The sequence below is a fragment of the Pseudidiomarina fusca genome (assembly GCF_032227045.1).
Classification (GTDB): domain Bacteria; phylum Pseudomonadota; class Gammaproteobacteria; order Enterobacterales; family Alteromonadaceae; genus Pseudidiomarina; species Pseudidiomarina fusca.
This window is the reverse complement of the sequence record NZ_JANFPJ010000003.1, coordinates 212,030-236,515: the sequence shown is the minus strand read 5'-3', so window position 1 is coordinate 236,515 and position 24,486 is coordinate 212,030. Positions and strand designations below refer to the sequence as shown.

Sequence of the window (24,486 nt, the reverse complement as noted above, 5' to 3'; positions counted from 1 at the left end):
TAGTGCTTAACTAAGTTAGGCGTATAAACCTAAATTGGCGCGGGCATAAGCTTCAAATTCAGTGCATCCACCGATGTGTTTTTCGTCCACAAAAATCTGCGGTACGGTTAAGACGGGTGCGCCGACGGTTTTCTCTAAATCTGCTTTTGAGATACCTTCAGCGTGCATGTCGACGTAGCGAAATTCAAAATCATCGCGATCGGCAGTGAGTTTTTCAGCGATTTGTACCGCACGAACGCAGAATGGGCAGCCAGGGCGACCAAAAATAACAGTAAACATCTCAGACTCCTTTAAAAAATGATATTAGCCATATTTTCCTATAAACCGCGGCGGCTTGCCAATGAGTTTTGTGGATAGTGGCTATCGAAGCTAGCGATTATTGATTAATTTCAAGATCCGAGGCTGCAACGCAGCAACAAGGCAAGCAATCGCCGGGTCGCACGAAAGCCAGTGGCTCGTTGATGTAGGTGATCTCGCCTTGTACTAGTTGCACTCGACAGGCGCCGCAAAAACCATTGCGACAATGATAGTGGGGCTCTAAACCAGCCGCTTCCATAGCTTCTAAGAGGGTACCCTGTGAGCTGTCAACGGTCAGCTGCTGCTGACCATTGACGATGACTTTATACGCAGTGCTCATGATGATTTAGAGTTCAAAATCTCCGAGGTCAGAAGCACTAACGTTACTGTCGATTTGGCCTACCAGATAGGAGGTGATTTCGGCCTCTTGTGGTGCGACTTGGACGTTGTCTGACACCAGATACTTGTTCATCCAGGGTAGCGGGTTGCTACGCTGTTTAAAGGGCGCATCAAAACCAATGGCTTCCATTCGCATATTAGCAATGTATTCCACATACTGGCAGAGCATTTCTTCGTTTAGGCCAATCATAGAGCCATGTCTGAACAAATAGTGGGCCCATTGCTTTTCTTGTTCAACGGCCTTCATAAAGATGTTCAGTGCTTCGTCGCGTAACTCTTCGGCAATTTCTTTCATTTCTGGGTCATCTTGACCGTATTGCCATAGATTAAGAATTTGCTGAGTAGAGACCAAATGCAAGTTCTCATCACGGGCGATAAGACGGATGATTTTTGAGTTACCTTCCATCAGATCACGTTCAGCAAAGGCGAAGGTACAAGCGAAGCTCACATAAAAACGAACTGCCTCTAGCGCATTCACTGAGTTGATGCACAAGAATAGCTTTTTCTTGAGCTCACGCATGCTAACCAGATGCTTCTCACCGTCAACTTCCCATTCGCCTTCGCCATGGGTTTGCCAAAGCTGCGTATAGAAGATCAAATCGTCGTAATAGCGAGAAATATCGGTGGCGCGTTTCTGAATTTCTTCATTAATCACGATATCTTCAAAAACTTCACTCGGGTCAGTAAATAAATTCCGTAAAATATGCGTGTACGAACGTGAGTGAATGGTTTCAAAAAACGACCAAGTTTCAATCCAAGTTTCTAATTCAGGAATGGATACAATCGGCAGCAATGCAATGTTAGGGCTGCGTCCTTGTACTGAATCTAACAAGGTTTGATACTTTAAGTTAGAGATAAAAATATGCTTTTCGCTATCAGTTAAGGCTTGAAAATCAACGCGGTCGCGGCTGACATCAACTTCTTCTGGGCGCCAAAAAAAGCTAATTTGTTTCTCAATCAGCTTTTCAAAAATGCTGTGTTTTTGTTGGTCATAGCGCGCAACGTTGACTGAATTACCAAAAAACATTGGCTCTAACAGAGGGTTAACTTGGTTCTGATTAAATGTTGAATAACTCATACCTTAGCACACCTTTTTTAGCATCATCAGCTGAGCAGCGGTACTGCTCAGCGAGTGCAACTTGTTGTTATTAAGCAGCAGAACTAGATCTTACAGGCACCACCGGCACAATCATCGTCTTCTTCAATAATCGCGACAGTTGCTTGTTGGTTCTCTTCTTCACGAGTTTTGGCTTCTACTTTGTCACGCAAATCTACTTGGTTATCTGAAGCACCGTCACGCGTGTTGTGATAATAAAGCGTTTTTACGCCTAACTTATAGGCATACAGCAAGTCTTGTAGCAATTGCTTCATCGGCACTTTGCCTGCTTCAAACTTGGCTGGGTCGTAGTTGGTGTTAGCGGAAATGGTTTGGTCGACGAATTTCTGCATAATGCCAACCAATTCTAAGTAACCTTTGTTACTAGGGATGCTCCACAACAGCTCATACGCGTCTTTCAACGTTTCGTACTCAGGCACGACTTGTTTCGTAATGCCGTCTTTTGATGCTTTAATACTGATATGTCCGCGCGGTGGTTCAATACCGTTGGTTGCATTAGAAATCTGCGACGAGGTTTCTGATGGCATTAAGGCAGACAGGGTAGAGTTACGCATACCGTATTGTTGTACATCACGACGTAACTGGTCCCAATCAAGATGCAATGGCTCTTGGCAAACGCTATCCAGATCTTTCTTGTAAGTATCGATTGGCATCACACCTTTGGCATAGGTGGTTTCATTAAACTTAGGACAAGCACCAAGCTCTTTCGCTAAGTTCATGGAAGCCTTCATCAAGTAGTATTGAATAGCCTCAAAAGTGCGATGAGTTAACGCGTTCGCGGAACCATCAGAATAACGGACCCCGTTTTTAGCTAAATAATAAGCGTAGTTAATTACCCCAATGCCCAACGTACGACGGCCCATGGTTGCGTTACGAGCGGCAGGTACGGGATATTCTTGATAATCGAGTAAGCTATCAAGCGCACGCACGGCTAAATCAGCCATTTCATCAAGTTCATCTAATGATTTAATCGCACCTAAGTTAAAGGCCGACAGCGTACATAAAGCGATTTCACCTTCTTCATCATTCACGTGGCGCAATGGCTTCGTTGGCAAGGCGATTTCTAAACACAGGTTACTTTGTCGAATAGGTGCAACCGCCGGGTCAAACGGACTGTGAGTGTTGCAATGGTCCACGTTTTGCAGGTAAATGCGACCTGTACTAGCACGTTCTTGCATGAATAAACTAAAGAGTTCAATGGCTTTGATACGCTTTTTGCGAATGCTATCGTCGGCTTCGTATTGCAGATAGAGGCGTTCAAATTCTTCTTGATTAGCAAAGAAAGCATCGTATAAACCAGGGACATCAGACGGGCTAAACAAAGTGATGTAGTCGTCTTTGATTAAGCGCTGATACATAACACGGTTGAATTGCACGCCATAATCTAAGTGGCGCACACGGTTCTCTTCAACGCCGCGGTTGTTTTTAAGAACCAGCAAGCTTTCTACTTCTAGGTGCCAAAGCGGATAGAACAGGGTAGCGGCACCGCCACGAACACCGCCCTGAGAACAGCTTTTAACTGCGGTCTGGAAGTACTTATAAAATGGAATACAGCCGGTGTGGAAAGCTTCGCCACCACGAATGGCACTACCAAGCGCACGGATACGGCCAGCGTTGATGCCAATCCCAGCACGTTGAGAAACGTACTTAACAATAGCACTTGCAGTGGCGTTAATTGAATCTAAGCTGTCGCCTGTTTCAATCAATACGCACGAACTAAACTGGCGCGTAGGTGTACGAACGCCTGACATGATAGGGGTTGGCAAGGAGATCTTAAACAATGACGTGGCATCGTAAAAACGCTGCACATAGCTCATCCGAGTTTCTTTCGGATAGTTCGCAAACAAACAGGCCGCGACTAAGACATACAAAAATTGCGCACTTTCATAGAGCTCACCGGTCACTCGGTTTTGCACCAAGTATTTGCCTTCTAATTGCTTCACCGCTGCGTAGGAAAAGTTCAAGTCGCGGGCGTGATCGATAAAATCGTTCATTTGCTCGAATTCTTCGCGCGTGTAGTCAGTCAACAAATGTTTATCGTAACGACCCGCAGCAACCATTTTAGTGACTTGATCATACAAATGGGGCGGCTCAAATTGGTTATAAGCTAATTTACGCAGATGGAAAACTGCTAAGCGCGCTGCTAAATACTGATAATCAGGTGCTTCTTCAGAGATAAGGTCAGCGGCAGCTTTGATGATGGTCTCGTGAATATCTTCAGTCTTAATACCGTCATAAAATTGGATATGGGATTTAATTTCAACTTGTGATACCGAAACGTTGTTCAAGCCTTCGGCTGCCCAACTAATCACACGGTGAATTTTGTCTAGGTTTAAAGGTTCGCGTTCACCGCTACGTTTAGTTACGAAAAGCTTTTGGTTCATGAGGCGCATCCATCGTTGTTATGGTTGTTTTGTCTAGCCACAAGATATAGTGCGTGTTGCGACCGCTCGACGGTTTTATACACAATATCTTGGGATGAATGAATGGGGTTATCCTAGCACTTATCGCACACTGATCAAGTGCGTTTACGTTACAAAAAGGGGAAGGTTTGACTAACCGAAGTGTAGGCTTTCGCTAAAACCTACGGTGCAATAGAGGTTTAGTAAAATCAAGCACTCTGAAAAAAAATATTGGAAATTTTTTTACCGTCATTAGCTGACGTTTTGTTGCTCAATGAAAACCGATTAGAAAGCGGAGGTTTGGTTAGATAAATCTACATATGGACGTTTCAGTGGTGTGACTGTCTATATGTTGTGCTGGTTTTTTTGGTGAAAACTGCGAAGCAGCGCTGCTGGCACTTTTTGTTGGTGCCGAATCAAGGCCAAAATCCAGACCAGCGCAAGCCCCGTAGTTAGGCCAAGAGATCATAATTAAGTTAATAAATCGAGTAACTCTAAGGGGGTTTCGATGAAACTGTCGGCTCCCCACGCGGTTGGCGTTTCGATGGCACTGATGTAGCCATAATTCGCCACAATAGTGCGCATGCCAGCAGCGCGACCGGCTTGAATATCCCGCTCGGCATCGCCCACGTACCAACAATCGTCCGCCACTACTTGTAGTGCTTGGGTAGCGTGCAGTAGGGGTTGTGGTGATGGTTTCGCTACTGCTAAGGTATCGCCGCAAACAACCACCTCGATTGCAGCTAATTCAGGAAAGCTAGGCAGCAGTTGCACGGTTAAGGCCGTTGGTTTATTGGTGACAATCGCAACCGGTATCTGTTGCTGTTGTAGTTGTGCTAGCAGTTCGCTAACCCCAGCAAAAAGCTGGGTTTGTTCAGCAATAGCTTCGCTATAAAAACTTAAGAACTTGTGTCTGAGTTCGTCTTTGCGTTGTTCAAATTCAGCTTCACCGTAGGCAAAGCGTAAAAGCCCAGCGGAGCCATGAGAGGCAATCGGAGTGTAATCACTAGCACTCACTAAGGGGCGTTGCTCAGCCCTAAGGACGCGGTTTAAAGCTGCGCCTAAGTCAGGGGCGGTATCTAACAGGGTGCCATCTAAATCAAACAGGATTGCAGCTGGACGTGACATGCTTAGTCCTTCAACGGTTTGGTTAAACAGACGATGTAATTTACATCAACATTGTTCTGGTCTAAGTAAAAGCCGCGCCACGGCAGGTAATGGAGCCCAGTCATGCTTTGCGCAACCAATCCAGCAGCATCGGTCATGCGCAATAATTCAGCCGGTTGAATGAACTTTTGGTGCTGATGCGTGCCTTTCGGTACCCACTGCAGCACATATTCTGCCGCAACGATCCCAAGCAGCCAAGATTTTAGATTACGGTTCAAGGTTGAGAAAAACACCTTACCACCTGGCTTAACCAAGTCTGCTGCCGCTTGGACTATCGCCGCCGGGTTGGGCACGTGTTCGAGCATTTCTAAACAGGTGACCACGTCAAACTGGCCTGGCTCGCTCGCGGCCAGTTGTTCGGCTGGGATAAATTGATAGTCAATTTGTAGCTGGCTTTCTAAGGCATGTAATCTGGCTACTTGCAACGATTGTTCAGCCAAATCAATGCCGGTCACCTGAGCACCAGCACGGGCTAGGCCTTCTGCCAACAAGCCGCCACCGCAACCAATATCGACAATACGGCTACCAAACACACCATCACAGGCAGCTTGGATAAAGTCTAAGCGCAACGGATTAATTTGATGCAGCGGTTTAAACTCTCCGGCGGGGTCCCACCAACGTGAGGCGATGGCACTGAATTTTTCAATTTCTGCAGGATCAACATTAGAACTTGTGGTCATAGGGCTTCTGCTACGGCTTAAAAGTAGGTACAGTGTACCCAACCTACAGGGATAAAAAAAGATGCGATAGTAAGCCCGTACGGGTACAATGGCGTTATCTTGTAAAACTATAAAAAGACAGATCGTTTAGGGATATAACTACTATGAGTGATCTCGCCAGAGAAGTCGTTCCGGTTAACATTGAAGATGAGTTGAAGAGTTCGTATTTAGATTACGCCATGAGTGTAATTGTCGGTCGAGCTTTACCGGACGTTCGTGACGGCCTCAAGCCAGTTCACCGTCGTGTACTGTTTGCGATGAATGAACTGCGTAATGACTACAACAAGCCTTACAAAAAATCAGCGCGTATTGTTGGTGACGTGATCGGTAAATATCACCCTCATGGTGATATTGCTGTGTATGACACCATCGTGCGGATGGCTCAGCCATTCTCGTTGCGTTACATGTTGGTTGATGGTCAAGGTAACTTTGGTTCAGTAGACGGTGACTCGGCGGCAGCCATGCGTTACACCGAAATTCGGATGGCAAAAATTGCCAGCGAGTTGCTCTCTGACCTAGAAAAAGAAACCGTTAACTTTGTGCCTAACTATGACGGCACAGAGCAAATTCCTGATGTTTTACCGACCCGAGTACCTAACTTATTAGTGAATGGTTCGTCGGGTATTGCGGTTGGCATGGCTACCAATATTCCGCCGCACAACCTCACAGAAGTGGTGAATGGCTGCTTGGCCATGATTGAAAACCCAGACATCACCATTGATGAATTGATGGATTACATTCCGGGCCCAGATTTTCCAACAGCGGCATCCATTTCAGGTCGCTCAGGCATCGTTGAAGCCTATCGTACCGGGCGTGGTCGTATTCATTTACGCGCCAAAGCTGAGATTGAAACGGGAGATAATGGCCGTGAAACCATCATTGTTTCTGAAATCCCGTATCAAGTTAACAAAGCTAAACTGATTGAAAAAATCGCTGAATTAGTTAAAGAAAAACGTCTGGAAGGGATCAGCGCTTTACGCGATGAATCTGATAAAGACGGGATGCGGATTGTCATCGAATTAAAACGCGGTGAAGTAGGTGAGGTGGTCTTGAACCACCTGTACGCCAATACGCAAATGCAAGTGGTGTTCGGTATTAACATGGTGGCGTTGGATAAAAACCAACCGCGCCTGTTTAACTTACGCGACATGCTGCATTGCTTTATTTTGCACCGGCGTGAAGTGGTTACCCGCCGCTCTGTGTATGAGCTGCGTAAAGCTCGTGAGCGGGCCCACATCTTAGAAGGCTTAGCCATTGCGCTAGCTAACATCGATGAGATCATTGAGCTGATTCGTCGGTCACAAACAGCGGCCGATGCGAAGGCTGGTTTAACCAGTCGCGCTTGGCGTTTAGGCGATGTTGCCGCGATGCTAGAACGGGCTGGGGTTGATGCAGCGCGGCCTGATCATCTGGATGAAAAATACGGTATTCGTGACGGTGAGTACCATTTAACTGACGAGCAAGCACAAGCTATCTTGGATTTACGTTTGCACAAGTTGACTGGTCTTGAGCATGAAAAAATCCTAGATGAATACAAAGGCTTGTTGCAGGTTATTGAAGAATTACTGTTGATTTTGAATAGCCCAGAGCGGCTCATGGAAGTGATTCGTGAAGAGCTAGAGAAAATCAAAGCTGATTATGGTGATGCGCGACGTACGGAAATTACGGCGGCAGCACACGATATCAGCATGGAAGACTTGATTAATGAAGAAGACGTGGTGGTGACTTTGTCGCACCATGGCTACGTGAAGTACCAGCCACTTACCGAATATGAAGCACAGCGTCGCGGCGGCAAAGGTAAAGCCGCAACTAAGATGAAAGATGAAGATTTCATTGAGCGCTTGTGGGTGGCGAATACGCACGACACCATTCTATGCTTCTCAACCCGCGGTAAAATCTATTGGATGAAAGTGTACCAATTACCGCTGGCTAACCGCACTTCGCGTGGCCGTCCTATCGTCAACTTGTTGCCGTTAGAAGCGGATGAAAGGATCACTGCGATTCTGCCAACGCGCGATTACCCAGAAGATAAATTTATCATCATGGCCACCCGTAACGGTACCGTGAAGAAGACCCCAATGGTGGAATATTCGCGGCAACGTAAAGGCGGCATTATTGCGCTTAACTTGGTTGAAGGCGATGAGTTGATTGGGGTTGATGTGACTACCGCTGGTGATGAGATCATGCTGTTCTCGAATGCTGGTAAAGTAGTTCGCTTTAGCGAAGATCAAGTTCGTTCGGTAAGCCGTACTGCTACAGGTGTCCGCGGTATTCGCCTAGAAGCTGGGCAGCATGTGGTTAGCTTGATTGTGCCGCGCACTGGTGACGAACTCGAACTTGCGGACGACGGTGAAGCAGAAATGCCATCGGTGCTTACGGTGACTGAAAATGGCTACGGTAAGCGTACGCCAATCACTGAGTATCCAGCTAAGAGCCGTGCTACCAAAGGTGTGGTTTCGATTAAGGTGAGTGAGCGTAACGGCCAAGTCGTCGGTGCGATGGAAGTGATTGATAGTAATCAAATCATGCTCATTAGTAACAAAGGCACCTTGGTACGGACTCGCGTCAGTGAAGTTTCAGTGGTTGGCCGTAACACTCAAGGGGTGCGCTTGATTCGTACCGGCGATGATGAAAAAGTAGTTGGATTACAACGGGTTGATGATATCGACGAGGACGAAGAACTGGATCCATTGTTGAATGAACCTGTTGAAGGCGAAACAGACGAGCCGCTAGATGATGAAGCGGATGACGAAACCGATGTTGTAGAAGGTGAGGAATAAGCCATGAGCGCCCCGTTTAATTTTTCTGCGGGGCCGGCAATGTTGCCGGCAGAAGTAATGCAACAAGCGCGCGATGAGTTTTTAAACTGGAATGATTTAGGCATTTCAGTGATGGAAATAAGTCACCGCGACCCAGCGTTTATTCGCTTGGCTGAGCAGGCTGAGCAAGATTTACGCGATTTGATGGCTATTCCAGACCACTATAAAGTGCTGTTTATGCATGGTGGTGGACGCGGTCAATTCAGTGCTGTCCCACAAAATATTGCGGCTACTGATGCGACCGTGGATTATCTAAACTGCGGGATTTGGTCTGACTTTGCGATTCGTGAAGCACAAAAGTACGTGCGCCATGTCAATGTTGTCGGCGCGGCCGTGCAAACCGATCAAGGTAAAGCAATAAGTCATCCAGACTCATGGCAGTTATCTGAACATGCAGCGTACTTTCATTATTGCCCGAATGAGACAGTGGACGGTATTGCGGTGCATGAGATACCGCAAGTGAATGCTCCCATTGTGGCTGATATGTCGTCGAATATTCTCTCTGAGCCGCTGGACGTGAGTAAGTTTGGCGTTATCTATGCCGGTGCACAAAAGAATATAGGTCCTTCTGGTTTCGCGATTAGTATTGTGCGTGAAGATTTGTTAGGTCACGCGCAAACGAATACCTCCACCATTATGGATTATACCGTGCAGGCCAAAGAAGGCTCGATGTATAACACTCCTAACACCTTTGCATGGTATTTATCAGCCTTGGTGTTTCAATGGTTAAAACGCCAAGGTGGGGTGACTGCGATAGGTGAACTAAACCGAGCTAAAGCAGCTAAGCTTTACCACTACATTGATCAATCAGACTTTTATTCAAACCCGGTGCATCCAGATTATCGTTCACGCATGAATATTCCGTTTTTACTGGCTGATAGCTCGCTTGATAATGCCTTTTTAGAACAGGCTGCAGCGGCTGGTTTAGTGGGTTTAAAAGGGCATAGGTTTGTGGGTGGTATGCGCGCCAGTATTTATAATGCGATGCCAATGGCCGGCGTGGATGCGCTGGTGGAATTTATGGCTGAGTTTGAACGTAAGGTGTGATGTCGCGCAAGCAAGAGCGCTGTTAGCTATTGGATATTAGCTATTGGCGTGGGCACCCTTTACTGACAACGAACAACGAACAACGAACAACCAGGAAACTCATGACAAACTTTGATGCAAAATCTCTCGCTAATGTTGGCGTACGTAACTTAAGCCCATACCAGGCAGGTAAACCCATTGAAGAGCTTGAGCGCGAACTAGGGCTAACAGATATCGTGAAACTCGCTTCGAACGAAAATCCGCTAGGGTTGAGCAAGCAGGTTACCGCAGCTTTGCAAGATACCTTAGCCGGATTAGCTCGCTATCCTGACGCCAACGGTTTTTATCTAAAGAGCAAACTGGCTGAGAAACTGGGTGTAAATATTAATCAAATCACCTTAGGTAACGGCTCCAACGATGTCTTAGAACTGTTGGCGCGTACCTTTGTTAACGAACATCATGAAGTGCTGTTTTCGCAACATGCGTTTGTGGTGTATCCATTGGTAACTCAAGCTATTGGTGCCAAGGGTATTGCAGTACCAGCGAAAAACTATGGTCACGATTTGGATGCTATGGCCGCAGCTATTACCGATAAAACACGAATGATTTTTATCGCTAATCCAAATAACCCAACCGGTACTTTCTTAACCACGGCTGAGCTAGAAAGTTTCTTAGCTAAAGTACCTGCGCAGGTGTTGGTGGTGTTAGACGAAGCTTACTACGAATACGTGCCTGCAGCTGAACGAGCGCCTTCGGTTGAATGGGTTCAGCGCTATCCTAATTTGATTGTAAGCCGTACCTTTTCTAAAGCTTATGGCTTAGCCGGCTTACGAGCCGGTTATGCGGTGACTCATGCGGATATCGCAGATTTAATGAATCGGGTGCGTCAGCCATTTAACATGAACAGCTTGAGCCTAAAGGCTGCTGAAGTTGTCTTAGATGATGCTGATTATTTAGCCCAATCTATTGCTGTCAACCAGGCAGGAATGGCACAACTGATTGAATTTTGTGAACAATTTAACTTAGCTTACATTCCATCCTATGGAAACTTTTTGACCATTGAAGTTGGAGCTAATGCGGCCGATATTTATCAGCAGTTACTGCATAAAGGCGTGATTGTGCGGCCGGTAGCTGGGTACCAATTACCGAACCACTTACGCGTAAGTATTGGCCTTGAACACGAAAACCAAGTGTTTATTGATGCACTAAAAAGCATTCTACTGTAATCAGTTATTGGGGTTATTGATGCGATGAGCGGTAGGATAGCGTTACGTGGATTAAGCTCTTGTGCGGGCGAGGTTACTTTGCCCGGTTCAAAAAGTATCGCGAATCGTGCCTTATTAATGGCGGCCTTGTGTAGTAACTCAGATTCGAATTCTGGTTCTCATTCTGGGTCTGCCCCGGCAGTTACTCGGGTAACGAATTTACTGCGCAGCGACGACACTGAACGCATGCTCGAAGCTTTGACTGCGTTAGGCGTGCGGATTGAGCTTGATGCCAACGACCCCAGCCAGGTTACCGTGCATGGTTGCGGTGGTGATTGGCCTTATTGGCAAGCTAACCCGACGGCAACCCTTGAGTTGTTCCTAGGTAATGCAGGCACTGCGGTACGGCCGTTGACCGCAGTCTTGGCTGCCACCGTACCCGCAACCGCAGCTGTAGTGATAGCCGGCGATGCACGCATGCATGAACGTCCGCTCGCGGCGTTGACCGATACCTTGCAAGCCGGCCATGCTTCAATCAAGTTTCTACAACAGCCAGGCTATCCGCCGTTACGACTCGGTGCTGGTTTGTGTGGGGGCTCGCTGCAAGTAGACGGGAGTGCCTCAAGCCAATACATTTCGGCGCTACTGATGGCGCTACCTTTGTTGGCGGATGACACCTTGTTAGAGCTGACCGGCGAGGTGGTATCTTGGCCCTACATTGAATTAACTCTGGCTATGTTACGACGTTTTGGTATCACCATTGCCCAAGTGAGTGCCCATGAGTTTTTCATTGCCGGTGGACAACGCTATCAAAGCCCTCAGCAGTATTGGGTAGAAGGGGATGCCAGTGCGGCCTCGTACTGGTTAGCGGCGGCGGCGATTAGCGGTGGTCCGTTAACGGTTAAAGGGGTGGGTGCAGATAGCATTCAAGGCGATATAGCCTTTGCCGATTACCTTGCGCAAATGGGCGCTGAGGTTGATATCCAGCCGCAACAAATCAGGGTGAGCCGCCAGTTATCCGAGCCGTTACAAGCTTTAGATGCTGATTTAAATGCCATCCCTGATGCCGCCATGACTTTTGCCACTTTGGCGTTGTTTGCCGAGGGCACCACAAACATCCGCAATATCGCCAATTGGCGGATTAAAGAAACCGATCGCCTGCACGCTATGGCGACTGAGCTGCGCAAAGTGGGGGCTCAGGTGGTTGAGCATGCTGATGGCATTGAAATCACTGCGCCGGCCCAATTGCAGCATGCTGAGATTGCCACCTACGATGACCATCGGATGGCGATGTGCTTTTCATTGTTAGGTTTCAGTGCCAGTGGCGTGACTATTCTTGACCCTGATTGCTGTCGCAAAACCTACCCGCGTTATTTCGAAGATTTTTGTGCGGTAACGCAAACGTCGAGTAAGGTTCATCGTAAGTTCACCGAATAAAGGTGCAATTTTCTGCCAATTCCGTATAATTGCGGCGCTTTTATTGGGTAGGGGATAGCATGACCAAACAGATTCCGGTAATCACCATCGATGGACCAAGCGGTGCCGGCAAAGGTACGGTAAGCCGTATTCTCGCTGATAAGTTAGGTTGGCATTTACTTGACAGTGGCGCCATCTATCGCGTTTTAGCTCTCGCTGCGTTGCATCATGGGTTCGCCGCCGATGATGAAGCAAGCTTAGTGGCTCTAGCAGGAGCGCTAGACGTTAAGTTTGACGTAGAAGAAGACCCAGACTTAACCCATATTATCTTAGAAGGTGAAGACGTTACCATGACCATTCGTAATGAAGAGGTCGGTAATATGGCTTCCAAAATTGCTGCGTTGCCACGGGTACGTGAAGCTTTATTGCGCCGTCAACGGGCGTTTAAAGAGCTGCCAGGCCTCGTTGCTGATGGTCGAGATATGGGAACTGTGGTGTTTACCGACGCTGCGGCAAAGGTGTTTTTAACAGCCAGCCCAGAAGAACGTGCACAACGGCGTTACCAACAATTGCTAGATAAAGGTTTTACTGCTAAAATCGACCAATTAATCACCGAAATTCGCGAGCGTGATGCACGCGACACCAATCGCTCGGTTGCACCTTTACGTGCTGCCGAAGGATCGTTGCAGATAGATTCAACGGATCTGAGCATTGACGAGGTGGTGGACAACATTCTTGAGTTTGCATACAGCAAGCTCTCGCATTCTGAGTAGGTCAGCATGTAGCTGGCTAACTTAGCGGTCTGTAGCAAGGATAAGCGAACAGATTATTTTTAATAACCCCGCCGAACAGGATGTCTGGTGGACGTACTTAACTGAAGTAAGCTAACTCATATGTCAGAAAATTTTGCACAGCTGTTTGAAGAAAGCCTCAAAGAGGTCGAAACTCGCCCAGGTTCTATCGTAAAAGGCACCATCGTAGCTATCAACCGTGACGTTGTTTTGGTAGACGCCGGTCTGAAATCTGAAAGTGCTATTCCGGTTGAGCAATTCCGCAACGCAGAAGGCGTTGTAGAAGTTCAAGTTGGCGATCAAATTGACGTAGCACTAGATGCGGTTGAAGATGGTTTCGGTGAAACTATCCTGTCACGCGAAAAAGCAAAACGTTATGAAGCTTGGTTACAGCTGGAAAAAGCTTATGAAGACCAAGAAACTGTTACCGGTTTCATCAGCGGTAAAGTTAAAGGTGGCTTCACTGTAGATTTAGGTGGCGTTCGTGCATTCTTACCAGGTTCATTGGTAGATGTTCGCCCAGTTCGTGAAACGACGCACCTAGAAAACAAAGATTTAGAGTTCAAAGTTATCAAGCTAGACCAGAAGCGCAACAACGTTGTTGTTTCTCGTCGTGCTGTTATTGAAACTGAGAACAGTGCAGAGCGTGATGAGCTGCTAGAGAACTTGCAAGAAGGTCAAGAAGTTAAAGGTATCGTTAAGAACCTGACTGACTACGGCGCGTTCGTTGATCTAGGCGGCGTTGACGGCTTGTTGCACATTACCGATATGGCTTGGAAGCGCGTTAAGCACCCAAGCGAAGTGGTTAACGTAGGCGACGAAATCAATGTGAAAGTATTGAAATTCGATCGTGAGCGTACTCGCGTATCATTAGGTCTGAAGCAATTAGGCGCAGATCCATGGGCGGATATCGCTGCTCGTTACCCAGAAGGTCATCGTTTGACTGGTCGTGTAACCAACTTAACTGATTACGGCTGCTTCGTTGAAATCGAAGAAGGCGTAGAAGGTTTGGTACACGTTTCTGAAATGGATTGGACCAACAAAAACGTTCACCCATCTAAAGTTGTTAACTTGGATGACGTGGTTGAAGTTATGGTTCTTGAAATTGACGAAGAACGTCGTCGTATTTCACTTGGCCTGAAACAGTGTAAAGCTAACCCTTGGGAAGAGTTCGCGAAGAACTTCAACAAAGGTGACAAAGTGTCAGGTAAGATCAAGTCAATCACTGACTTCGGTATCTTCATCGGTTTAGATGGCGGCATCGACGGTTTGGTTCACTTGTCTGACATCAGCTGGAACGCTACTGGCGAAGAAGCTGTACGCGAATTCAAGAAAGGTGAAGAAGTTACCGCTGTGGTGTTACAAGTTGACGCAGAGCGCGAGCGCATCTCTCTTGGTATCAAGCAATTAGAAGAAGATCCGTTCAACAATTATCTGGCAGCTAACAAAAAAGGTGCTATTGTTACTGGTAAGGTCATCGAAGTTGATGCCAAAGGTGCAAAAGTTGAACTGGCTGACAGCGTTGAAGGTTACGTTCGTGCCGCTGATATCTCACGTGATCGCGTTGAAGACGCTACCACTGAGTTGAAAGTTGGTGACGAAATCGAAGCTCGTTTCATGGGCGTTGATCGTAAGAACCGTACTTTGAGCTTGTCTATTCGTGCTAAAGACGAAGTTGAAGAGAAAGAAGCTATTGAGTCAGTGAACAAGCAGCAAGACGAAGCTGACTTCTCTAATGCAATGGCTGAAGCCTTCAAAGCGGCTAAAAACGACTAATAAGTCAGGTTTACTGAAAACCCGAGCGCATTGACGCACACATAGAGGAGCTTAAGATGACAAAATCGGAACTGATTAACCAGTTAACGGCGTTGTACCCAGAGCATTCTTCGCGTCAGATTGAAGATGCGGTGAAAGAAATTATCGAGCAGATGGCGCAGCAAATGGCGTCAGGCGGACGGATTGAGATTCGTGGCTTTGGTAGTTTCTCATTGCATTATCGAGCGCCGCGGGTTGGACGTAATCCTAAAACCGGTGAATCGGTTGAACTTGAGGGCAAATATGTCCCTCATTTTAAACCGGGTAAAGAACTGCGTGAGCGGGTCGACAACATCGGTTGATTTTTAACGTCGAGTTAAACAAAACGGCATGCTACTATAAAGCATGCCGTTTTTTTATGAAGACGAGACCTGTAACTATGATCCGATTCTTGTTTGTTAGCTTACCCTTATTGATTCTATTTTTAATTGCCATCGCTTTTGGTGCTATGAATAATACGCCAGTCACCGTTGATTTTCTGGCTGTACAACAACAAGTTTCGTTAGCCCTAGTTGCAGCACTATTTTTGGCTCTTGGCTTTATCATTGGTGTGATAGCCATGTTAGCTCGGCAATTTCTGTTAGGCCGAGAAGTAAAGAAATTACGTAAACAGCTGGTGAAAACGAGCACCCCTTAATGCTTGAATTGTTATTCTTATTGTTACCTGTTGCTGCTGCCTATGGCTGGTTCATGGGGCGTAACAGTGTGCGTAATGAAGACCGCAAAGAACAAGAACAATTCTCCAAGCAATATGTCACCGGCTTAAATTTATTACTTTCTGATCAACCGGATAAAGCAGTCGACCTGTTTATTGAACTGCTTGATGTAGATTCAGACACCTTAGAAACCCACTGGGCGCTGGGTAAACTATTTCGCCGTCGTGGTGAAATAGATCGCGCGATTAAAATTCATCAGAACCTCACCTCAAGACCCTCGATAACCGAACAGCAAAGGCGCATGGCTATGTTTGAGTTAGGTCTAGATTATCTGGCTGCGGGTATTTACGATCGGGCTGAAGACATGTTACTGGCCCTGCAAACCGACAAACAGTTTCATGAAGCCTGCCAACGCCATTTATTAGAACTTTATGAATCGACCCATGAGTGGGATAAAGCGATTCGTGTCGCCTTGAAAATCACTCGCTTTGACAGCTCTGCTGAGGTATTGGTAGGGCAACTTTATTGCGAATTAGCAGAGCAACAAACGCAACCTGAAGCGGGCGAAAAGTATTATTTAAAAGCGCGTCAGCACGATCCTGAATGTGTCCGTGCAGCGCTCGCGCTAGGGCGGATGTGGTATGCCCAGGGGCAGCTAGTCAAAGCGCGTAATATATTGGTGGGAATCCTGCATGAAGATTGCGATTTCGTCAGCGAAGCCTTACCACTCATCAAAGCATGTTTTGATGATTTACACGATGAAACCGGCTTGGTGCAGTTTTTACATGAATGCGTGAAAGTGGCACATTCAACCTCAGCCGCCGTGTTATTGTCTGAACTTATCGCTCGTGAAAATAGCATTGAGGCAGCTGAGCAATTTATTCAGTCTTTCTTGATTCAGAATCCGACCATGCGCGGGTTTCATAAATTAATGGATTTTCATATTCGTGCGGCTGATGTTGGTAAAGCTCGCGATAGTCTGCGCATGCTGCAGAAGTTGGTGCAACAGCAGATGCAACAGCGGCCGAAGTATCGCTGTCGCCACTGTGGCTTTTCGGGCAGTACCCTTTATTGGCATTGCCCTAGCTGTCGGAGTTGGGGCGAAATAAAACCCATAATTGGTTTAGATGGAGAATAAATGAAACAGTCAGAAATCTTTGTAGCCTTAGATTATGCCACGCCTGCACAAGCTTGGCCGTTGATTAAGTTACTTTCACCTAGTGCGTGCGGTTTAAAGGTGGGTAAAGAACTTTTTACTGCGGCAGGCCCTGAATTTGTGAAAGAGCTGGTCGCAATGGGCTTTAAGGTATTTCTTGATCTGAAATTTCATGATATTCCAAACACTGTAGGTAAAGCGGTACGCGCAGCTGCCGACCTTGGGGTGTGGATGGTTAATGTGCATGCAAGCGGTGGTAGTCGGATGATGCAAGCGGCGCGGGAGGCTCTGGCAGACTTACCCCAGCCACCTTTCTTAATCGCGGTCACGGTGTTAACCAGTATGACAGCCGAAGATTTAGCCGAGCAAGGCATTAACGTAAGCCCGCAAGAGCAGGTGTTACGGTTAGCCAAATTAACCCAGCAAGCGGGCTTAGATGGGGTGGTTTGTTCGGCCCAAGAAGCCGAGCTGATTGCCGAACACTGTGGCCCGAACTTTATGCGAGTCACGCCAGGTATTCGTCCGGCTGGTAGTGCTGCAGATGATCAGCGCCGTACTATGACGCCTGCAGCGGCCAATCAATTAGGAATTGAAGTGTTAGTCATCGGTCGACCTATTACTCAAGCGGCTGACCCCGCCGCAGCCTTAACTGCAATTAAGCAATCGCTCACGGCCTAATACGAGCTATTTAATGGCTTAAACGCCAGCCCCTTCGTACACTCTTCAGGTCTGCATGGTGCAGTCATCAAACTGACTTGGAGAGTGCCTTATGTTACGGAAGACCTTGATTTTCGCCTCAATGTTATCGCCGCTGGTGTTGTTACAGCCGGCTGTAGCCCAACCTTTATTATTTGCTCCTGCTGCAGTGGCGATGCAAGAAGCAGCAAGTACCCCTACGGTTAACATCAATACTGCCAGCGCCGAACAGTTAGCCATGGCACTCACCGGCGTCGGCTTAAAGCGAGCTGAAGCTATCATCAAGTTACGCGAGCAGTTAGGCACTTTTAGTGATGCTAACCAACTGATGCAGGTGAAGGGAATCGGCCCACGTATGCTCGAACTCAACAAAGATCGGATTGTCCTGTAAGGGTGTTAACGCAGCTGTTATAGCGACGGATCTGATTAAGTTATAGGGCCCACGGATTGGGCCCTTTATTTTATTTGTCCTGGTTTGATTCTGCCATGGTAGCCAAAGCTTTAAGGCTACGGCAGTGCAGATGCCATGCGAGTAAACCACCCACTAAACCACAGGCATGAAGAATACCTATCGCTTGCGGATCGCCGATGCTCAACAGAATTTTACTTTGCACTAAACCAGAGTACTCGAGCAGCACTTTAAGCCCTAACAGCCCAAGCACTATGGGGTTCAGCCAGTCAGACCAGCGATAATTTTGTTGCCGCCAGTCAAGTAGCACGCCAAGTAGCAGTAGCCCGTGTAACACTGCCGAAAAGCCTACAAAACGGCTTGGGTAACCAATCAACCAGACCAAAGCAGCAATGACAACGGCAATAATTAGAAGTGCATTAAACCAGCTCCGCAGGGTGAAGTTGCCAGCAAAAAATAGGGTGAGCAGAAGCAGTCCAATCGCATTGTAGATGGCGTGCTGAGCATCAAGGTGCAGGATATGAGCGGTAAGCAGGCGCCAAGGCTCTTGCCACACCAAAGGTTGAGTAAAATCAAAGGTCTCAAGCAACGAGCCTTGTTGTTGCTGATAAAAATGCAGCCATACCATAATCACAGCAAGCAACAAGCTACTGATGGTAATTTGTCCTCGTTCAGATAAGACTAAGGCAGATAATGTTGTTTTGGGCGGTGATTTTGACACGTTGTCATCCTTACATGGCGGCCTATGAATGACGAGGATAAGCCGCAATGGCGTTGTTATCAATGGCACAAGATCTTATGATAGCAGCGATAGTATGAAAAGACTGAATGACTAGGTAAATCCGCATCTTGCGAGTAATAGCACGAATAAGGTGATAATTATGCAGAAGTATTGGGCGTTACTAGCGCTAGCATTAGTTGGTTGTGGTAGCCAAACTACCCCTACGGAACGGGTTGCAGCTGATCCTGAAGCAGCTACTGGCTTTATTGCGAAAAGCGGGCAAGCAGCCCAGCAATATATGGTGGCAGCAGCTACACCCGCGGCGGCAGAAGCTGGGCGGAAGGTGTTAGCGGCAGGTGGAAGTGCAATTGATGCCGCAGTGGCGGTACAAGCCATGCTGACTTTAACTGAGCCACAGTCTTCTGGTATTGGTGGCGGTGGTTTTTTACTTTATTGGGATGCCAGCGAACAACAACTTTACACCGTTGATGCGCGTGAAACTGCACCCGCAGCTGCCACGCCGGAGTTGTTCCTCGACGCCCAAGGGCAGCCACCGGCTAGCTTTTTAGACGCTGTGGTAGGTGGGCGTTCGGTAGGGACCCCGGGTATTTTGCGTGGTTTAGAGCGAGCTCATCAGCAATGGGGCAAGTTACCATGGCAGCAGCTATTCACCGATACCATTACTACCGCCGAGCAGGGTTTTACTGTCTCGGCGCGGCTTCAAGGCTTACTTGATTTGGAATTTCATCCTGGCTTAAAAACTTTAAGCCCAGCCAAAGACTATTTTTATCCAAACGGGCAAGCCCTCAAGCAAGGGCAAGTATTAAAAAACCCTGAGCTAGCTGCCAGCTTACGAATGATTGCCGAACAGGGTGCAGATGCTTTTTATCAAGGGCCGTTGGCGACACAAATAGCGCAAGCGGTGCAACAAGCAGAACGTAGCCCAGGCACCTTAAGTGTCGAAGATTTAGCAAGGTATCAAGCAGTTATTCGTGAGCCAGTTTGTAGTAACTATCGTGTCTATGAGGTGTGCGGGATGGCACCGCCAAGTTCTGGTGGGATTACCGTGCTGCAAATATTAAGCATGTTAGAGAGTAAAGATTTAGCCGAGTTAGCGCCAAACAGTGAACAGGCTGTCCATTATTTTACCCAAGCATCGAAGTTAGCTTTTGCGGATCGTAATCGTTACATTGCTGATAGCGATTTTGTGGATGTTCCTGTCACCGCCATGCTTGATAAGGGCTATTTAACCGAGCGTGCGCAATTGATTGGCGAGCGTGATTTAGGTAAGGCAACGCCCGGTGAACTAACGACTCTGGTATATGCAGATGATCAATCGCCGGAGCTCCCTAATACCTCCCACATCTCTATTGTTGATGCTGAAGGCAATGCGGTGTCTTTAACCACCAGTATTGAAACAGGATTTGGTTCAGGGGTGATGGTAGGAGGCTTCTTGCTAAATAACCAACTGACGGACTTTTCAATCGTACCTGAAGTGAACGGCAATCCGGTCGCTAACCGGGTTGAGCCGGGTAAGCGCCCGCGTAGCTCGATGTCACCGATGATGGTGTTTGATGAGCAAGGAGAGTTACTGCATGTGGTGGGTTCACCTGGCGGTGCTCGGATTATTAACTATGTTGCACAAACCTTGGTAGGCTTGCTTGATTGGAATTTAGATATGCAAGCAGCGATGGATTTGCCGCACGTGACTAACTTAAATGGTGAGACTGCACTAGAGCGGGGAACCACGATTGAAGCTCTAGCAGAGGGCCTCAAAGCCCGTGGCCATCAGGTACGGGTGCAAGACCTGAACAGCGGTTTGCATGGTATCAGCCGCTTAGAAGATGGTAGCTTGTACGGTGGTGCAGATCCTCGTCGCGAGGGTATTGCGACCGGTCAGTAGTTGCTCTTAAAAAGGAAGGCCGCTGGTGACTTAATGCTACCAGCGGCCTTTTTTATGCTTCGCCTAAACTTGTTTCGGCCGGTTATTTGCAAACGGCGGCCAGCCCATGGTGATCCCCGCTAACAAGTGCAAGTGAATGTGGTACACCGATTGGCCACCATCTTCATTGCAGTTCATCACGACCCGATAGCCGTCTTTAGCAAAATCATACTGAGCGGCAATTTTTGCTGCCACCCAATATAAATGCCCAACAATTTCACGATTTTCTTCCGTAATATCATTGATGGTGGCTATGTGTTGTTTCGGGATAATCAACAGATGAACGGGCGCTTGCGGATTAATATCTTTGAACGCCAAACTCAGATCATCTTCGTAGACTATCTCAGCTGGAATTTCGCGGCTGATAATTTTGTCAAAAATAGTACTCATGCTTACCTCGTCTATGCTGCTATTGCGCTGCTTATGCTCATAACTCTAGCTAAGTTAACCGCGCAGAACAAATCCTTTTAAATACAACGACTCTGGAAAGTTAGTGCGAACTGGGTGATCCGCGCCCTGAAATAACCGCTCAATGATGTGTAACGGACGCTTGGCATCCAGGGCTGCATCGGCGACTACTTTTTGAAACAAATCTACAGGCAATAGGCCAGAACATGAAAACGTGATCAGGGTACCACCGGGCTTGAGGATCATAGTTGCGAGGCGATTGATATCTTTATAACCCCGACAAGCACTATTGAGGTTGGCCTTATTATCGACAAACTTGGGTGGGTCGAGCACAATCACATCAAACCGCTCACCGCTTTGATGAAACTTGCGTAAGGCTTCAAACACATCAAGTTGCAGGTTTTGTAGCTGTTCGGGGGGCAATTGGTTGCGCTCATGATTGGCAGCCGCTTGCGCCAAGGCCGGAGCTGACACATCTAAATTAACCACTTCGGTTGCACCAGCTGCTGCTGCGTATAAGCCAAAACCACCGGTATAACTAAAAGCGTTCAAGACACGTTTGCCGGGTGCATACTTTTGCATCGCTAACCGACTATCACGCTGATCTAGGTAATAACCGGTTTTGTGTCCAGCTTGAATATCCACGCCCAGTTGCAAGCCGTTCTCTTCAATCCATAAAGTGGTTGGAGGCGCCTCGCCGGATTGGCTGTAGAGTACTTGAGTGACTGTTGGTAAGCCTTCTTTTTGCCGCACATCCACATCGGAGCGCTCATAAATAGAGCACTCAGGAAACAATGCTCGCAAAGCGTTTACAATGGCATCGCGCCAGAGTTCAGCTCCGGCACTGAGTAACTGGCAGACCAGCCAATTATCGTATTTATCGATGGTGATACCGGGCAGTTGGTCGGCCTCGGCGGCAACCAGCCGATAGGCATTACTGCGCAGCTCGAGCCCATCGCGTAGCGCTTTTGCCGCAGCAATGCGTTGCAGAAAAAACTCGGCATCAATGCTGTCACCTTGATTAAAGCTCCACACCCGCGCTCTAATTTGCGATTTGGGAGACCAAGCGGCATAGCCGAGCCAGTCTCCATTGTGTGCATGGATAGAGACAGTAGCACCGCTTTCAGGTTGGCCTTTAACGCGTGCAATGGCTCCGCTAAATATCCACGGATGTAAGCGCTTTAGAGATTTTTCTTTGCCTTCGTAAAGGTGTACGGTAGCGACCATTATTTAACCCGCATCCCTGGTTTTGCACCAGCGTGTGGATTAAGAATAAACAGTTCTTCGCCACCAGGGCCGGCGGCTAGAACCATGCCTTCTGATAAGCCAAACCGCATTTTGCGTGGTGCCAAGTTAGCGACCATCACGGTATGTTGGCCAATCAGTTGCTCTGGGGCATAAGCCGATTTAATGCCGGCAAAAACTTGGCGTGTTTCACCGCCTAAATCTAGGGTTAACTTGAGTAGCTTATCAGCGCCTTCAACGTGCTCGGCGTTAGCAATAAGCGCGATCCGTAAATCAACTTTAGCAAAGTCGTCATAGTTAATTTCGGCGCTGATAGGATCACGTTCGAGTTCACCGTTGCTGGTGGCTGCTGCAACTGGGGTTGCGCTGGCTTTAGAATCTTCAATCATGGCTTCTACTTTTTCCATGTCAATACGTTGTAACAGGGCCTTGAACGGGCTAATGGTGTGATCTGTTAATAATTGTTGGTGACTATCCCAACTAAATTCATCGTTCAAGAACTCTTGCACGCGGGTCGCCAAGGCTGGCACCACAGGGGTTAAATAAATCATCAATAAGCGGAACAAGTTAATGCCGATAGAACAAATTTCATGCACTTGAGCCTGTTTGCTTGGGTCTTTGATAAGCTGCCAAGGCTCTTGCTCAGCAATGTAGAAGTTTGCTTTATCAGCCAGTGCCATAATGTCGCGCATCGCTTTCGAAAACTCGCGTTTTTCATACGCTTGGGCGATGCCAGCGGCTGCCGCTTGGAACTCATCTAATAGGCTGGTATCACTAATGCTAGCTGCTAATTTGCCGTCAAATTTCTTACTAATAAAGCCAGCACAACGACTCGCAATGTTGACTACCTTGCCAACTAAATCTGCATTAACGCGCTGAGCGAAGTCGGTCAAATTCAAATCCAAATCGTCAATACGGTTGGTCAGTTTGGCAGCGAAATAGTAGCGCAGGTAATCCGGATCTAGATGGTCCAGATAGGTACGTGCCATCACAAAAGTGCCTTTGGATTTGGACATCTTAGTACCGTTCACTGTGATAAAGCCGTGCGCCCACACGTTGGTTGGTTGCCGGAAGCTTGCACCCTTGAGCATGGCCGGCCAAAACAGGCTATGAAAGTAGATGATGTCTTTACCGATAAAATGATAGAGCTCTGCCTGGCTATCGAGTTGCCAGTAATCGTCAAAATTAGCTTTGCCGGTGGTTTGGCAATAGTGCTTAAAACTACCCATATAGCCAATTGGAGCATCAAGCCAGACGTAGAAATACTTGCCAGGCGCATCTGGGATTTCAAAGCCGAAGTAGGGGGCATCACGGCTGATGTCCCACATTTGTAGGCCTGACTCAAACCATTCGTTTAATTTGTTTGCCATTTCGTCTTGCAACGAACCTGAACGAGTCCATTCTTTTAGCATCTGCTCAAAGGCTGGCAAATCAAAGAAGTAATGTTCTGATTGACGCAGCTCAGGGGTGGCACCAGAAACCGCTGATTTAGGGTTTTTAAGTTCAGTTGGTGCATAGGTAGCGCCGCACACATCGCAATTATCGCCGTACTGATCTTCTGCACCACATTTAGGGCAGGTGCCTTTAACGAAGCGATCGGGCAAAAACATCTCTTGCTGTGGATCGTACAACTGCTCAATGGTCTTGGTTTTAATATGCCCAGCATCACGTAAGCGGGTATAGATAAGTTCCGCTAGTTCACGATTCTCGTCACTATGGGTAGAGTGATAATGATCAAAGGCCACATGAAAGTCCGCAAAGTCAGCTTGGTGGGCTTGATTCATATCGGCAATCATTTGCTCTGGCGCAATACCTAATTGCTGCGCTTTAAGCATAATCGGCGTACCGTGCGCATCATCGGCACAGACATAGTGGCATTCGTGTCCACGTAACTTCTGAAAACGAACCCAAATGTCGGCTTGAATGTAGCCAAGCATATGCCCAATGTGAATCGGCCCATTAGCGTAAGGAAGGGCATTGGTAACCAGAATTTTGCGAGTTGCTGTCGGCATGGATATTTCCGTTAATTCCGTGATATTTAAAGGCCTAAAGTGTAACTTAATCGTGGCTGGCAATCCAG

Annotated in this window: 22 protein-coding genes; 12 read left to right on the top strand and 10 right to left on the bottom strand. The window is 47.4% G+C overall.

The window, feature by feature from the left end; genetic code table 11:
* Positions 1-15: 15 nt before the first annotated feature.
* From NOG12_RS02820 to ubiG, 6 genes are all read right to left on the bottom strand, one after another.
* Positions 16-279, bottom strand: coding sequence for a GrxA family glutaredoxin (locus NOG12_RS02820; protein WP_110074988.1), 264 nt, complete (start codon positions 277-279; stop codon positions 16-18).
* 97 nt (positions 280-376) lie between these two features.
* On the bottom strand, positions 377-637 hold the full coding sequence (gene yfaE, locus NOG12_RS02815) for a class I ribonucleotide reductase maintenance protein YfaE (RefSeq protein ID WP_313932356.1): 261 nt from the start codon (positions 635-637) through the stop codon (positions 377-379).
* Positions 638-643: 6 nt separating this feature from the next.
* Entirely contained in the window at positions 644-1,774 is a 1,131-nt protein-coding gene (gene nrdB / locus NOG12_RS02810; RefSeq protein ID WP_110074990.1) for a class Ia ribonucleoside-diphosphate reductase subunit beta, read from the bottom strand.
* 83 nt (positions 1,775-1,857) lie between these two features.
* Positions 1,858-4,197, bottom strand: a complete 2,340-nt coding sequence (gene nrdA, locus NOG12_RS02805) for a class 1a ribonucleoside-diphosphate reductase subunit alpha (protein ID WP_110074991.1) — start codon at positions 4,195-4,197, stop codon at positions 1,858-1,860.
* A 489-nt stretch (positions 4,198-4,686) separates the two neighbouring features.
* The gene (locus NOG12_RS02800; protein WP_153825526.1) at positions 4,687-5,343 is read right to left on the bottom strand and encodes an HAD family hydrolase; all 657 of its coding nucleotides are present in this window, start codon (positions 5,341-5,343) and stop codon (positions 4,687-4,689) included.
* A gap of 2 nt (positions 5,344-5,345) precedes the next feature.
* Complete coding sequence (gene ubiG, locus NOG12_RS02795) at positions 5,346-6,062, bottom strand: bifunctional 2-polyprenyl-6-hydroxyphenol methylase/3-demethylubiquinol 3-O-methyltransferase UbiG (RefSeq protein WP_313932355.1); 717 nt, start codon at positions 6,060-6,062, stop codon at positions 5,346-5,348.
* A 143-nt stretch (positions 6,063-6,205) separates the two neighbouring features.
* Here ubiG and gyrA point away from each other — a divergent pair, with 143 nt between their 5' ends.
* The 11 genes from gyrA (at position 6,206) to NOG12_RS02740 (ending at position 18,072) form a co-directional block, all read left to right on the top strand.
* The gene (gyrA, locus tag NOG12_RS02790; RefSeq protein WP_313932354.1) at positions 6,206-8,881 is read left to right on the top strand and encodes a DNA gyrase subunit A; all 2,676 of its coding nucleotides are present in this window, start codon (positions 6,206-6,208) and stop codon (positions 8,879-8,881) included.
* A gap of 3 nt (positions 8,882-8,884) precedes the next feature.
* Positions 8,885-9,967, top strand: a complete 1,083-nt coding sequence (serC, locus tag NOG12_RS02785) for a 3-phosphoserine/phosphohydroxythreonine transaminase (RefSeq protein ID WP_313932353.1) — start codon at positions 8,885-8,887, stop codon at positions 9,965-9,967.
* Between the two features lie 101 nt (positions 9,968-10,068).
* Positions 10,069-11,172, top strand: coding sequence for a histidinol-phosphate transaminase (gene hisC, locus NOG12_RS02780; protein ID WP_313932352.1), 1,104 nt, complete (start codon positions 10,069-10,071; stop codon positions 11,170-11,172).
* A 24-nt stretch (positions 11,173-11,196) separates the two neighbouring features.
* The gene (aroA, locus tag NOG12_RS02775) at positions 11,197-12,588 is read left to right on the top strand and encodes a 3-phosphoshikimate 1-carboxyvinyltransferase (RefSeq protein ID WP_313932351.1); all 1,392 of its coding nucleotides are present in this window, start codon (positions 11,197-11,199) and stop codon (positions 12,586-12,588) included.
* Positions 12,589-12,647: 59 nt separating this feature from the next.
* Positions 12,648-13,340, top strand: a complete 693-nt coding sequence (gene cmk, locus NOG12_RS02770) for a (d)CMP kinase (RefSeq protein WP_110074998.1) — start codon at positions 12,648-12,650, stop codon at positions 13,338-13,340.
* A gap of 120 nt (positions 13,341-13,460) precedes the next feature.
* A complete protein-coding gene (rpsA, locus tag NOG12_RS02765) occupies positions 13,461-15,134 on the top strand; it encodes a 30S ribosomal protein S1 (RefSeq protein ID WP_110074999.1) in 1,674 nt (557 codons plus the stop codon).
* Between the two features lie 56 nt (positions 15,135-15,190).
* Entirely contained in the window at positions 15,191-15,475 is a 285-nt protein-coding gene (ihfB, locus tag NOG12_RS02760; RefSeq protein ID WP_110075000.1) for an integration host factor subunit beta, read from the top strand.
* A gap of 77 nt (positions 15,476-15,552) precedes the next feature.
* Positions 15,553-15,810: a lipopolysaccharide assembly protein LapA domain-containing protein gene (locus NOG12_RS02755; RefSeq protein ID WP_313932350.1), complete on the top strand. Its 258-nt coding sequence runs from the start codon at positions 15,553-15,555 to the stop codon at positions 15,808-15,810.
* The gene (gene lapB, locus NOG12_RS02750) at positions 15,810-16,967 is read left to right on the top strand and encodes a lipopolysaccharide assembly protein LapB (RefSeq protein ID WP_313932349.1); all 1,158 of its coding nucleotides are present in this window, start codon (positions 15,810-15,812) and stop codon (positions 16,965-16,967) included. The genes NOG12_RS02755 and lapB overlap by 1 nt, the downstream gene beginning before the upstream one ends.
* Positions 16,968-17,663 (top strand): orotidine-5'-phosphate decarboxylase, encoded by a 696-nt coding sequence (pyrF, locus tag NOG12_RS02745; RefSeq protein WP_313932348.1) that lies wholly within the window; start codon positions 16,968-16,970, stop codon positions 17,661-17,663.
* A 91-nt stretch (positions 17,664-17,754) separates the two neighbouring features.
* Positions 17,755-18,072 (top strand): ComEA family DNA-binding protein, encoded by a 318-nt coding sequence (locus tag NOG12_RS02740; RefSeq protein ID WP_110075004.1) that lies wholly within the window; start codon positions 17,755-17,757, stop codon positions 18,070-18,072.
* A gap of 70 nt (positions 18,073-18,142) precedes the next feature.
* Here the strand turns inward: NOG12_RS02740 and rrtA are convergent, their stop codons facing one another.
* Complete coding sequence (gene rrtA / locus NOG12_RS02735; protein WP_313932347.1) at positions 18,143-18,811, bottom strand: rhombosortase; 669 nt, start codon at positions 18,809-18,811, stop codon at positions 18,143-18,145.
* A gap of 160 nt (positions 18,812-18,971) precedes the next feature.
* Here rrtA and ggt point away from each other — a divergent pair, with 160 nt between their 5' ends.
* Positions 18,972-20,714, top strand: a complete 1,743-nt coding sequence (gene ggt, locus NOG12_RS02730; RefSeq protein ID WP_313932346.1) for a gamma-glutamyltransferase — start codon at positions 18,972-18,974, stop codon at positions 20,712-20,714.
* A gap of 63 nt (positions 20,715-20,777) precedes the next feature.
* Here ggt and NOG12_RS02725 read toward each other — a convergent pair whose 3' ends face one another.
* The 3 genes from NOG12_RS02725 to metG are packed head-to-tail and all read right to left on the bottom strand — an operon-like array spanning position 20,778 to position 24,418.
* Entirely contained in the window at positions 20,778-21,143 is a 366-nt protein-coding gene (locus tag NOG12_RS02725) for a histidine triad nucleotide-binding protein (protein WP_153825536.1), read from the bottom strand.
* A gap of 54 nt (positions 21,144-21,197) precedes the next feature.
* On the bottom strand, positions 21,198-22,388 hold the full coding sequence (locus NOG12_RS02720; protein WP_313932345.1) for a class I SAM-dependent rRNA methyltransferase: 1,191 nt from the start codon (positions 22,386-22,388) through the stop codon (positions 21,198-21,200).
* Positions 22,388-24,418, bottom strand: coding sequence for a methionine--tRNA ligase (gene metG, locus NOG12_RS02715; RefSeq protein ID WP_313932344.1), 2,031 nt, complete (start codon positions 24,416-24,418; stop codon positions 22,388-22,390). The genes NOG12_RS02720 and metG overlap by 1 nt, the downstream gene beginning before the upstream one ends.
* Positions 24,419-24,486: the final 68 nt, after the last annotated feature.

Excerpts from the sequence above, each read along its gene's own strand:
- NOG12_RS02820 (WP_110074988.1), bottom strand. The coding sequence starts at position 279 with ATGTTTACTGTTATTTTTGGTCGCCCTGGCTGCCCATTCTGCGTTCGT.
- yfaE (WP_313932356.1), bottom strand. The coding sequence starts at position 637 with ATGAGCACTGCGTATAAAGTCATCGTCAATGGTCAGCAGCAGCTGACC.
- nrdB (WP_110074990.1), bottom strand. The coding sequence starts at position 1,774 with ATGAGTTATTCAACATTTAATCAGAACCAAGTTAACCCTCTGTTAGAG.
- nrdA (WP_110074991.1), bottom strand. The coding sequence starts at position 4,197 with ATGAACCAAAAGCTTTTCGTAACTAAACGTAGCGGTGAACGCGAACCT.
- NOG12_RS02800 (WP_153825526.1), bottom strand. The coding sequence starts at position 5,343 with ATGTCACGTCCAGCTGCAATCCTGTTTGATTTAGATGGCACCCTGTTA.
- ubiG (WP_313932355.1), bottom strand. The coding sequence starts at position 6,062 with ATGACCACAAGTTCTAATGTTGATCCTGCAGAAATTGAAAAATTCAGT.
- gyrA (WP_313932354.1), top strand. The coding sequence starts at position 6,206 with ATGAGTGATCTCGCCAGAGAAGTCGTTCCGGTTAACATTGAAGATGAG.
- serC (WP_313932353.1), top strand. The coding sequence starts at position 8,885 with ATGAGCGCCCCGTTTAATTTTTCTGCGGGGCCGGCAATGTTGCCGGCA.
- hisC (WP_313932352.1), top strand. The coding sequence starts at position 10,069 with ATGACAAACTTTGATGCAAAATCTCTCGCTAATGTTGGCGTACGTAAC.
- aroA (WP_313932351.1), top strand. The coding sequence starts at position 11,197 with ATGAGCGGTAGGATAGCGTTACGTGGATTAAGCTCTTGTGCGGGCGAG.
- cmk (WP_110074998.1), top strand. The coding sequence starts at position 12,648 with ATGACCAAACAGATTCCGGTAATCACCATCGATGGACCAAGCGGTGCC.
- rpsA (WP_110074999.1), top strand. The coding sequence starts at position 13,461 with ATGTCAGAAAATTTTGCACAGCTGTTTGAAGAAAGCCTCAAAGAGGTC.
- ihfB (WP_110075000.1), top strand. The coding sequence starts at position 15,191 with ATGACAAAATCGGAACTGATTAACCAGTTAACGGCGTTGTACCCAGAG.
- NOG12_RS02755 (WP_313932350.1), top strand. The coding sequence starts at position 15,553 with ATGATCCGATTCTTGTTTGTTAGCTTACCCTTATTGATTCTATTTTTA.
- lapB (WP_313932349.1), top strand. The coding sequence starts at position 15,810 with ATGCTTGAATTGTTATTCTTATTGTTACCTGTTGCTGCTGCCTATGGC.
- pyrF (WP_313932348.1), top strand. The coding sequence starts at position 16,968 with ATGAAACAGTCAGAAATCTTTGTAGCCTTAGATTATGCCACGCCTGCA.
- NOG12_RS02740 (WP_110075004.1), top strand. The coding sequence starts at position 17,755 with ATGTTACGGAAGACCTTGATTTTCGCCTCAATGTTATCGCCGCTGGTG.
- ggt (WP_313932346.1), top strand. The coding sequence starts at position 18,972 with ATGCAGAAGTATTGGGCGTTACTAGCGCTAGCATTAGTTGGTTGTGGT.
- NOG12_RS02725 (WP_153825536.1), bottom strand. The coding sequence starts at position 21,143 with ATGAGTACTATTTTTGACAAAATTATCAGCCGCGAAATTCCAGCTGAG.
- NOG12_RS02720 (WP_313932345.1), bottom strand. The coding sequence starts at position 22,388 with ATGGTCGCTACCGTACACCTTTACGAAGGCAAAGAAAAATCTCTAAAG.
- metG (WP_313932344.1), bottom strand. The coding sequence starts at position 24,418 with ATGCCGACAGCAACTCGCAAAATTCTGGTTACCAATGCCCTTCCTTAC.